6 protein-coding genes are annotated in these 8902 nt (G+C 46.9%); 5 read left to right on the top strand and 1 reads right to left on the bottom strand.

The window, feature by feature from the left end:
* Positions 1 to 258 precede the first annotated feature (258 nt).
* From ASG81_RS20275 to ASG81_RS20260, 4 genes are read left to right on the top strand one after another with little or no spacing between them, the layout of a single operon-like run.
* Positions 259 to 1350, top strand: a complete 1092-nt coding sequence (locus tag ASG81_RS20275) for a GerAB/ArcD/ProY family transporter (RefSeq protein WP_056638391.1) — start codon at positions 259 to 261, stop codon at positions 1348 to 1350.
* Between the two features lies 1 nt (position 1351).
* Complete coding sequence (locus tag ASG81_RS20270; protein ID WP_056638388.1) at positions 1352 to 2734, top strand: spore germination protein; 1383 nt, start codon at positions 1352 to 1354, stop codon at positions 2732 to 2734.
* A gap of 56 nt (positions 2735 to 2790) precedes the next feature.
* Positions 2791 to 3960, top strand: a complete 1170-nt coding sequence (locus tag ASG81_RS20265; protein ID WP_056638385.1) for a Ger(x)C family spore germination protein — start codon at positions 2791 to 2793, stop codon at positions 3958 to 3960.
* Positions 3960 to 4163: a hypothetical protein gene (locus ASG81_RS20260; RefSeq protein ID WP_056638384.1), complete on the top strand. Its 204-nt coding sequence runs from the start codon at positions 3960 to 3962 to the stop codon at positions 4161 to 4163. The genes ASG81_RS20265 and ASG81_RS20260 overlap by 1 nt, the downstream gene beginning before the upstream one ends.
* A 413-nt stretch (positions 4164 to 4576) precedes the next feature.
* Here ASG81_RS20260 and ASG81_RS20255 read toward each other — a convergent pair whose 3' ends face one another.
* Positions 4577 to 5485, bottom strand: a complete 909-nt coding sequence (locus ASG81_RS20255; protein ID WP_056638380.1) for an amidoligase family protein — start codon at positions 5483 to 5485, stop codon at positions 4577 to 4579.
* Between the two features lie 900 nt (positions 5486 to 6385).
* On the opposite strand from ASG81_RS20255, the gene ASG81_RS20245 reads away from it, so the two are divergent.
* Complete coding sequence (locus ASG81_RS20245) at positions 6386 to 8617, top strand: alginate lyase family protein (RefSeq protein WP_056638376.1); 2232 nt, start codon at positions 6386 to 6388, stop codon at positions 8615 to 8617.
* Positions 8618 to 8902 lie beyond the last annotated feature (285 nt).

Below are 8902 nucleotides of genomic sequence, written 5' to 3'. Positions count from 1 at the left end.
TTCAAGCCAAACTCAAACAGCGCGCGCCGATTGAGTATCGGCACGCGCTGGCAGCTTAGCTTTTTTCATCTGTCTACTTGACAGGGGTATGACCAGATAGACCTCTCGGGACGGCTTTTTGCTTTTAAAAGTAACACAATTCAAGAACGAAGGATCGTTCGTTTCCTCAATTGAACCGTAAGATGGAAATATACTTTTGAGGAGCATACATCAAAAATGAATGAAATGGAACAATAATACAAAAAAAGGATGATATATGTGAAGATCTTATCCACATGGCAGTTGTATGGCCTCTTACTTCTGTTTTTATTGGGAACCAGCGTTGTCTTCGGTATTGCAAGCTCTGCTAAGCAGGACGCATGGATTACCGCTTTCATCAGCACTTTTCTTGGTGCCGCCCTCCTTTGGTTATATTCGAAACTTTATGAAACGCATGCAGACAAGAATTGGTCTGGATTATTAATGGTCTCATTCGGACGATTTATCGGATCGATCCTATGTGTGGCTTATGTTTTTATTTTTATTTATTCAGCCGGACGGGATTTGCGTGACATCGGAGAACTAACGAATACGTTTCTGCTTCCGAAGACTCCAATCGGGATAACAATGGCTCTGTTCCAGATCCTTGTGTCCTACATTTGTTATGCAGGGATGGAACGAATGGGGCGTCTAGCGGAGTTGAATGTTCCTATTATTTTCATTATTTTTCTGCTAGAAGTCATTTTATTAGTCGCTTCGGGTACCGTTCATTTATCGTTGCTGACTCCGGTCGCCGCAGAATGGAAACCGATCATTAAAGCCGCAATTCCCGGGAACTTGACCGTACCGTTTGCGGAAGCCTTCGCTTTCGCCGCGTTTTGGTCAAGGACGATGGCACCCAAAGGCTTCCGAAAAGCCGCCTTGCTGTCGTGCGCAACTGCTGGGTTGATATTTATCATATTGGATATTCTGGCGATCAGTACAATCGGACCGGAACTTTTTGCCCGTTCTTTGTTCCCCCTGATGACAACGTTTCATTTGGTCAACTTCGCGGATTTTATCCAAAATATCGATCCGTTCATCGTAACCGCCTTTTTGATCGGTGTATTATTCAAAATTACGATCTTCACCTACGCGTCATGCGCAATGATTTCGGATCTGTGGAAGGTGAACGTCAAGTCTGCCGTCATTCCCGTATCGGTAATCATTTTCCTATTCGCTTTTTACATGACAGAGAGCCTCATCAGCCATCTTTTTACCGGTCATCAATGGGTCACATGGGTCGTCTTTATGCCTTTTTACGTTATTTTACCCATGTTTGCTTTACTCGTAATCAAGCTTAAAAAAATGATCGGTATGGGGGAGAGCTAGGATGGCACAGCAATCGATACGTTTATCAAATTGGGCTGACTTGGAACAGTTCACGGAAGAGTTGAAACGCACGTTAGGCTCCATGCCCGATCTGGTCTTTCGTTCTGTAGGCGCTTCCCTGATCGTGTATATTTCCGGACTTGCCGATCAGGAGCGAATCGAGCGGGAGATCGTCGATCCGTTATCGGCGAATCAGGAGAGTGGGCCCCTTTTTATTAAAACGCCTTCCGTTCAAATGACGGACAATTATCAACAAACGGTGCAAGCGATTTTATCCGGCATGGCAGCAGTCGCTATATGCGGAGAAGATCAGGTGATATTGGCGAATGTTTCCGCTTCCCCGAAACGCGGAGTGTCCGACCCTCAGATCGAGTCATCAATTCTCGGTCCTCAGGAAGCATTCTTGGAGGACCTTGATACCAATATCGCAATGATTCGACGCATCACGAAAAGTGAGAAGTTCCGAATGAAGGTATGGCATTTCGGATCGATCGCACATACCGAAGCTCGGTTGTTATACTTTGATCAGGTGGCTCCCGACGAACTGGTGGCGGAAATATCCAAACGATTGGACAGTGTCCATTTGGAAGATATTTTAGGCAGCAATTATATTGCAGAGACAATCAAAGATCGGCCGCTGAGCTGGTTTCCGACCGTACAAAAAACGGAGCGGCCGGATGTTGTCTCAAATGCGCTGATGAAAGGCAGAGTCGCTGTAATCGTCAACAATACGCCCATTGTATTGCTCTTTCCCTTCACGTTCTGGAACGCTTTTGAGACTGTAGAAGATATCTATCTTTCTTACAGCAGCGCCACGTTTTTACGCTGGATTCGGGCATTTTTCATTCTTTCAGCCCTGCTGCTGCCATCCCTCTATGTTGCAATCACAACCTTCCATAATGAAATGCTGCCTACGAATCTGCTTCTGTCCATTGCGGCATCCCGGGAAGCCTCTCCCTTCCCCGCGCTTGTCGAAGCATTAATCATGGAAAGCATATTTGAAGCAATACGGGAAGCCATCGTACGAATGCCGCGCATATTGGTTCAGGCTGTCAGCGTCGTCGGGGCTTTGGTCATCGGACAAGCGATCGTTCAGGCCGGCATCGTATCCATTCCCATGATCATTGTCGTCTCAATTACTGGCATCGCCTCCCTGATGATTCCCCACTATGAGACGACGTTTGCCATTCGGATTCTTCGCATCATACTGCTCTTAATGGCGGGAGGATTTGGATTTTTCGGAATAGCATTAGGTTTGTTTTTTACACAGGTATACTTGACCGGACTCCGCTCCGCAGGGATGCCTTATCTGACTCCGGTCGCCCCGTTCGTATGGAAAAGCTTGAAAAATTTAATCATCCGACAGCCCTTTGAACGATCATAATGATTTAACAATATCGATTGGTTCGAAAAAACAGGAAAAGAGGAGGAAGGATCCGCTTGAAAAGGAAAATTTCCCTTTTAGTTCCCGTCCTGTTGCTAACGGTATGGATTTGCACGGGATGCTGGGATCGAAAAGAGATCGTAGATGTAGCCTTTGTGATGATAACCACATTAGACGAAGGTCAAACACCGGGGTTTTATCGGGTACATGCACATATCGCCGAGCCAAACCGGATTGGCGGGCCGGGGCAGTCTTCCTCAGGCCAAAAACAGAAGGAACCCGTCACCCACTTGGTTACGGAAGCACGTAATGTCGACGAAGCTCGTTCTAATATGGAGCAAATGCTGTCTCGAGACATCGTAAGCTCTCACCGCCGCGTCTTTCTTATAGGTGAGGCATTAGCCCGCCGGGGAATAAAAGACCTTCTCGATCACATCAGCCGTGGTCCGATGAACAGAATAAGCACCCTGTTGGTCGTAGCTGAAAATACAAAAGCGGAAAAGCTTATCGATCAACAATTTCCGCTGGAAAATTTCGGTGTGGAACTCTTTCGGGAGTTAAGTTTCAGAAAAACGCATCTCCCGACTTCGTTAAAAGATTATTTTATCGCTTCAACTACGCCCGGGCAGCAACCAATAACGGCAAGCTTTGCCACAACGAAAGAAAACGAAATCATTCTGAGCGGTATTGCAATATTTCGCGACAACAGGCTGGAAGGTTTTGTGAAGGGGAAAGAGGCAATTGTCTTGACAGGCATGCTGGGTGGAAAAACGGGCGGAAGCATTACAATTCGCCTCTCCCAGGTCAAGGGGGACCTCTCCATACGTCTTGACCGTTTAAAAGTACAACGCAAGGTGACTATCTCAAAAGGAGAACCTAAATTCAACTTTCAAGTAAAGGCTTTTGGGCGCATTGTGGACAATCGTACCAATCTTGATCTATCGAACCCCGAAGTAATCCGGAAGCTAAACAAAGTTTTCACCGATGAAATGGAAGGAACGTTCCAATCACTGTTTCACCGTTTGCAAAAAGATTTTCGTACGGACAGCACTGGGTTGGGAGCAATGATTTACAAGAAGTACCCCGGATATTGGAAAAGTATAGAGAAGGATTGGCCGGAAATGTATCCGGATCAAACGATCAAATGGCAAGTAAGTGCCAAGATAACCGGCGTAGGTTCCATTGGAGCACCGTTGTTTATCCCTGAAAACGAGGTTAAGAAGTGATGTGGTTATCTATTTCGTTGTTCACTTTAGGGGTAATCGTTGTTGCGGTGCAGCAATTTCATTATTGGCGCAAATACGGAAAAGGTAGAGAAAAGTGGGTGTTACTGGGCTGGGTGATTGTAGCTTGGACTATTGGTATTCTTTTCATAGCCGGAATGAGGTTCCCTATTCCCGTTCGCCCGCTTTTTCCTGCGTGGAAATGACCTTGTAGACGTATCCAGCGCCTGGGGGAAGCTGCAATCCGGCTCTTCTTTAGACCAACTGAGTGGTGCTGAACAAGAAAAAGCAGGGGGAAAATCCTTGCAAAACAAGGATTTCTAGCAGTGAGTTAAGATAAACGCGTTTCGTACGCTAAGGAATGTGCGGCAAAGCATCGGTAAAAAAGGTTTCTTGGGAAAGATCCACGGGACCTTTTTTTGTGTTCAGGTTTAGTCCAGAGAGCTATCATATAGAAAACGCTGCTTAAAGAATGAAATTAACAAAATGTCCAATCTGTTAAATTCAAGATTAGCCGCTGGGAACCGTATCACTAGTAATGGCAAGTTTTTTGGGCGAAAACCGGTTAAACATAAAAGTTAAAGACCCCTCGTTAAAGGGGTCTTCGTGGTTGATCAAGTTATTCTGGAAGTTGACGTGCAACTTCCCAACCTGTAGAAGGCAGATGAAAAAGATATGTGCATACTTTTCCATCTGCGTCTTCTATAGCAACCAAGATACCGTCCGGTCTAGGCAAAATATGATGAATTTCGCCATCCTGGACAAGGCTGCTTGCAAGCGGTGTTAAGATCGGCACTAACGCATTTTCCAGCCATATTCTCTCACGATACCAACGTGGGGCGGGAATCGGTTGAGGGTAGCCGCTGAGTGGTGCACTGAGTTCGATTGCCATAATATGGGGATCACATGAAAGCTTGCGTCCTGAACCTATGGCTGCCACGAAACGAAGACAAAATTCAATTGTGTTGATCACTTCATTGTAATTCAAGGAGCCGTTTGCATAACGAGTTTCTGCAGTACCGATATCAAACCACGCTGCCAGATTTATTCCACAGCGATGAGATTGAGGACGCCCCTTGCGGCGGAGCGCGCCTCTCCCGGGATCGGACATAAATCGATCGCGCATTTCTCGGGTGACAGGAGGACAGAATATCAGTCGATCTTCACCAGTATTTAGTAAACATCTCACAGCTTCTTGATACTGCAAAGCAGCCTCGATAAACTGGGGAATAATTTCTTGTCCCCAAAGCTCTAAGCCGACATGGACATGAAGTCCGCAGTTCCAATTTACCGCAGCCCCTGTAGCTTGGAGTCGCGTCAACATCTCGCGGATTTGTTCCCGATCTTCCCACTTGATAGGAGGCGGTTTAAGCTCGCTGCCGGATTCTTCTCCAGTATCCTCTATTTGCCGTTCATCAAACGACATTATCCAGCCCGGCAGTAGGTCGACATTCTCCGGATTACCGCCAACAAATTCAATTTCGACGCCAAATTGAAGTTCCTTCCAATCCACAAGTAAAGGCTTCATCTTCCGTCATCCTCCCGGTTTCATTGTGAAATGAACATGATAACATGAAATAGGGAGTAGGCGGAGCGCGGGATTAACGGGGTACTTTTTTTCTTGGCACGGATATCCCTCCAATCGGAGTTTTGTATTATATGGAAATTATACTTAGCAAGATACGGGATAGCAAGAACTTGCCGTTACAAACAACGCGGTGAACGGGGTAGAGGAGTAATCCATTTGACTCTTCTTTTTTTATTTGAAGATAGCTTGTTTAATGCATCTTTTCGAGGGTTTTCCTTCTATTCTATCAGGATAATAACATTCATGTAATTTATGAATGATACACAAGTCAGTTTTGTATCATTCGGTAAAAGTCCCTTATGGGCTTTCTATGCGCCTATGTTATTTTCAGCGAGTCCTGCTGTTATTCTAAAAATAAGAGGAATGGAAAAGACCATCGAAATGGTCGGGGCGTCCGGTCTCACACTCGAGAGCATTGTGTTTGATGTCGGTTTATTCAAGGGTATCGCGTCATGGGACCGGTGGCCAATATTCAAAACGCCTTGGAGGTTCATTTCTTAAGAATACTGACTTTATTCTTAAAAAAACAGCATATGAATTGCTTCCTCACATTGATACTATGAAGTTTGTCGAGGTGTTGGTGACCACATAAGCCACGGGCGGACTGTGCTCGCCCGAAAACGATGCATTTTTGCGGCTGTCTAAATAAACGGATGGAAAGGAGATGTTGTCGGACATCACTTTGCAGGCAGGCGGAACGAGGTGCAAGGTCCAGCCGTATTTCTGGCCTCGCCCGTATCCGATTTTGTTAACGGTTACATCCTGTATGTGGACGGAGGCATTGTGGCTTATATTGGAAATAAGTCATAGAATTGCGTAATTTAAGAAAGGAGAGCGATTATGAAAAAGCATTTGAAACAGGTCTTATCGTTATTGTTATGTGTACCAATAATATGTATGCCGTTATGTACGCTTGTCCTGGGATCAACAGCGAATGTTGCTGCTGCGGCTGAGAACGTCACTCTGGGTGATCCTATCGTGCCTACAGGTCAAGGCTTTACCACAAAGATAGAGGCGGAAGATTTTTATAAACATACGGGCAATATCTATATAAGGGAAAACGGAGATACGGTACCGGGATCTGCCGCCGCGGATGATGTCGTCTTAACAGACGCCTCGGGCGGCAAATTTGCGGATTTCAGCGACCCTGTCGCAAACTATAAAACGGGCAGCGGCTCTAATAATAACACCATTCCATCGGGGCAGGACAAGGCCAGCTGGAGTGTGATTGTACCGGCAGCGGGCGTTTATGAATTAGCTTTCAAATATAACAACCCAGCCACAAAGGTGGAAGGTTACCGAAATGTCCGTGACGAGAGGAATAGCCGCATTATTATCAACGATGATAAACCGGATTTTACGAATACCATGGATCCGCATTGGGCGGGCTGGATGATTTTCAATATGTCCGGATATATTGACAGTTATAATCCGGAGACCAACACATCCCTGACTCCGCAGACGGACAATGGCTTTGCAAACGTAAAAGGCAATACGGCTTGGAATAACAACTATATGAACGTCTGGCTGGAGAAGGGTAAAAATACCATTACTCTGGGAATGGAGGCACCTCCGGGACAGGCGGTTTACGATGGACCCAATTTGGACTATTTTGATGTGACCTATATAGGCGATCAATATGTCAGCGAGGACGAGATCCCCTATCTGGGCGACGATTTCGTCTTCCAGCATCCGGGCGTCTATTTCACACTGGAGGACCTTGAAAACATCAAGGCAAATAAAGACAACATGGATACGGTATATGGAAAGGGATATCAGGAACTCGTAAGCGCCACTACCTGGTTCGATAACAATACGGTTAATCCGGCGCCTGTGCTCGATGTGGGCCCTTACAACAGCCCCAATATCGGAGGTACCGAATATACCCGAGGTGGCAGCAAGGCGCTCTATTACGCTTTACGGTACTATTTGGACGGAGACGCAGCCTACGGAAAAAAAGCGAGAGACGTCCTCAACGGGTGGGCCGACACACTGAAGACCCTCGGGCTCGGAAACGACTTGAAGCTGCGGATCTCCATCGTGGGGACGGATTTCGTGAACGCCGCCGAGATCATAAGGCATGTCTACAATAACGATCCCGGCGTTGCGCCGGTGGACAAATGGCAGGAGGCAAGCATCGCCGAATTTGAGAGTTTCCTGCACTTGATGCTGACCAAGACCTACGATTTTTATCCCCAGGCCAATGGCAACTGGGATGCTATTCTCGGCGGCTTCAACATGGCCGCAGCGGCCTATTTGGAGGATGTTGGCTTATTTAACGACGCGCTAAAGCAGCGGTATCTCGGCACTTACAGGGAAGGCAACGCTGTGTCCATGGGAAGCCTGCCTAGCTATATTTACCCGTCCGGCGAGCAGCAGGAAAGCAGCCGTGATCAGCCGCACGCCAGGATGGGCATTACGGGTCTTGCCTCTCAGGCGGATATCGCCTGGAACCAGGGTATCGATCTTTACGGGGCCTATGACAATCGCCTGCTCACAGGCACGGTGTACAACGCGAGATATGCAGTCGGCGAGGAAGTGGAATCGGCGACGTTCATTTCCGACAGGAACAGAACGCAAAGCGGTATATGGGCCATCGGATACGAGATCGTCGGCAACCACTATCTCAACGAGGTCGCGGACGTGGCCGCTGAGGGAGAAAAGGATTTAATTTATGAAGCGGCGGAGATGCGTCTGCGTACGGGCTCAATAAATAACGAAGCCGGCCGGAAGGCTAACTATTTCGGCGCGATGATTTTCACAGATAAGCCTTACGATGTTGCAATGACTTTGAGCGCCAATAAAAACGCGTTGAGCTTCGCAGGCGATGAAATCGTCCTAACGGCCAATGTGCAGACGGATTCCGGCATCAAGCGCGTAAACTGGGATATTCCGGAGTCGCTGAAGCCATACATCGATTACGAGATCATCAGCGACACGATGCTGAAGCTGAAATTGAGGGAGATGCCTGACCTTTATGAGATCGAAGGCGTCATCAAGGCAACTTCCGTCAAAAAGGCCACCGTTAGCGATACCTTCTTAATCTCCATTGATTGTGACCAACGGGATTGACAAGACGGAGCTAAACGAGCTGATTGCCGAAGCGGACCAGTTAATTGCGCATTTCATCAACTGAAGGTTCGGTTTTGCTGGCTAGTTCTGTTCCCCCGCAACAGTAACCGAAATAAGGTATCGAATAATTAGAAATTCGAAAGTATCGGTAAAAAGGTTCCGTGGGAAAGCATCCACGGGACCTTTTTATGTACAGGTGATATGTATAGCTACCAAAGATCGGAAACACCGAAATTAACAAAGTGACCAATCTGTTAAATTGGAGAAGTGCTTACGAGTAGCCGT

Source organism: Paenibacillus sp. Soil522, from assembly GCF_001428245.1.
GTDB lineage: Bacteria > Bacillota > Bacilli > Paenibacillales > Paenibacillaceae > Pristimantibacillus.
The sequence above is the reverse complement of the archived record's forward strand: the minus strand, read 5'-3'. Positions and strand labels throughout refer to the sequence as shown.

What these genes read in the sequence shown, in the direction of transcription:
- ASG81_RS20270 (WP_056638388.1), top strand. Translation starts at nt 1,352, where the DNA reads ATGGCACAGCAATCGATACGTTTATCAAATTGGGCTGACTTGGAACAG.
- ASG81_RS20260 (WP_056638384.1), top strand. Translation starts at nt 3,960, where the DNA reads ATGTGGTTATCTATTTCGTTGTTCACTTTAGGGGTAATCGTTGTTGCG.
- ASG81_RS20255 (WP_056638380.1), bottom strand. Translation starts at nt 5,485, where the DNA reads ATGAAGCCTTTACTTGTGGATTGGAAGGAACTTCAATTTGGCGTCGAA.
- ASG81_RS20245 (WP_056638376.1), top strand. Translation starts at nt 6,386, where the DNA reads ATGAAAAAGCATTTGAAACAGGTCTTATCGTTATTGTTATGTGTACCA.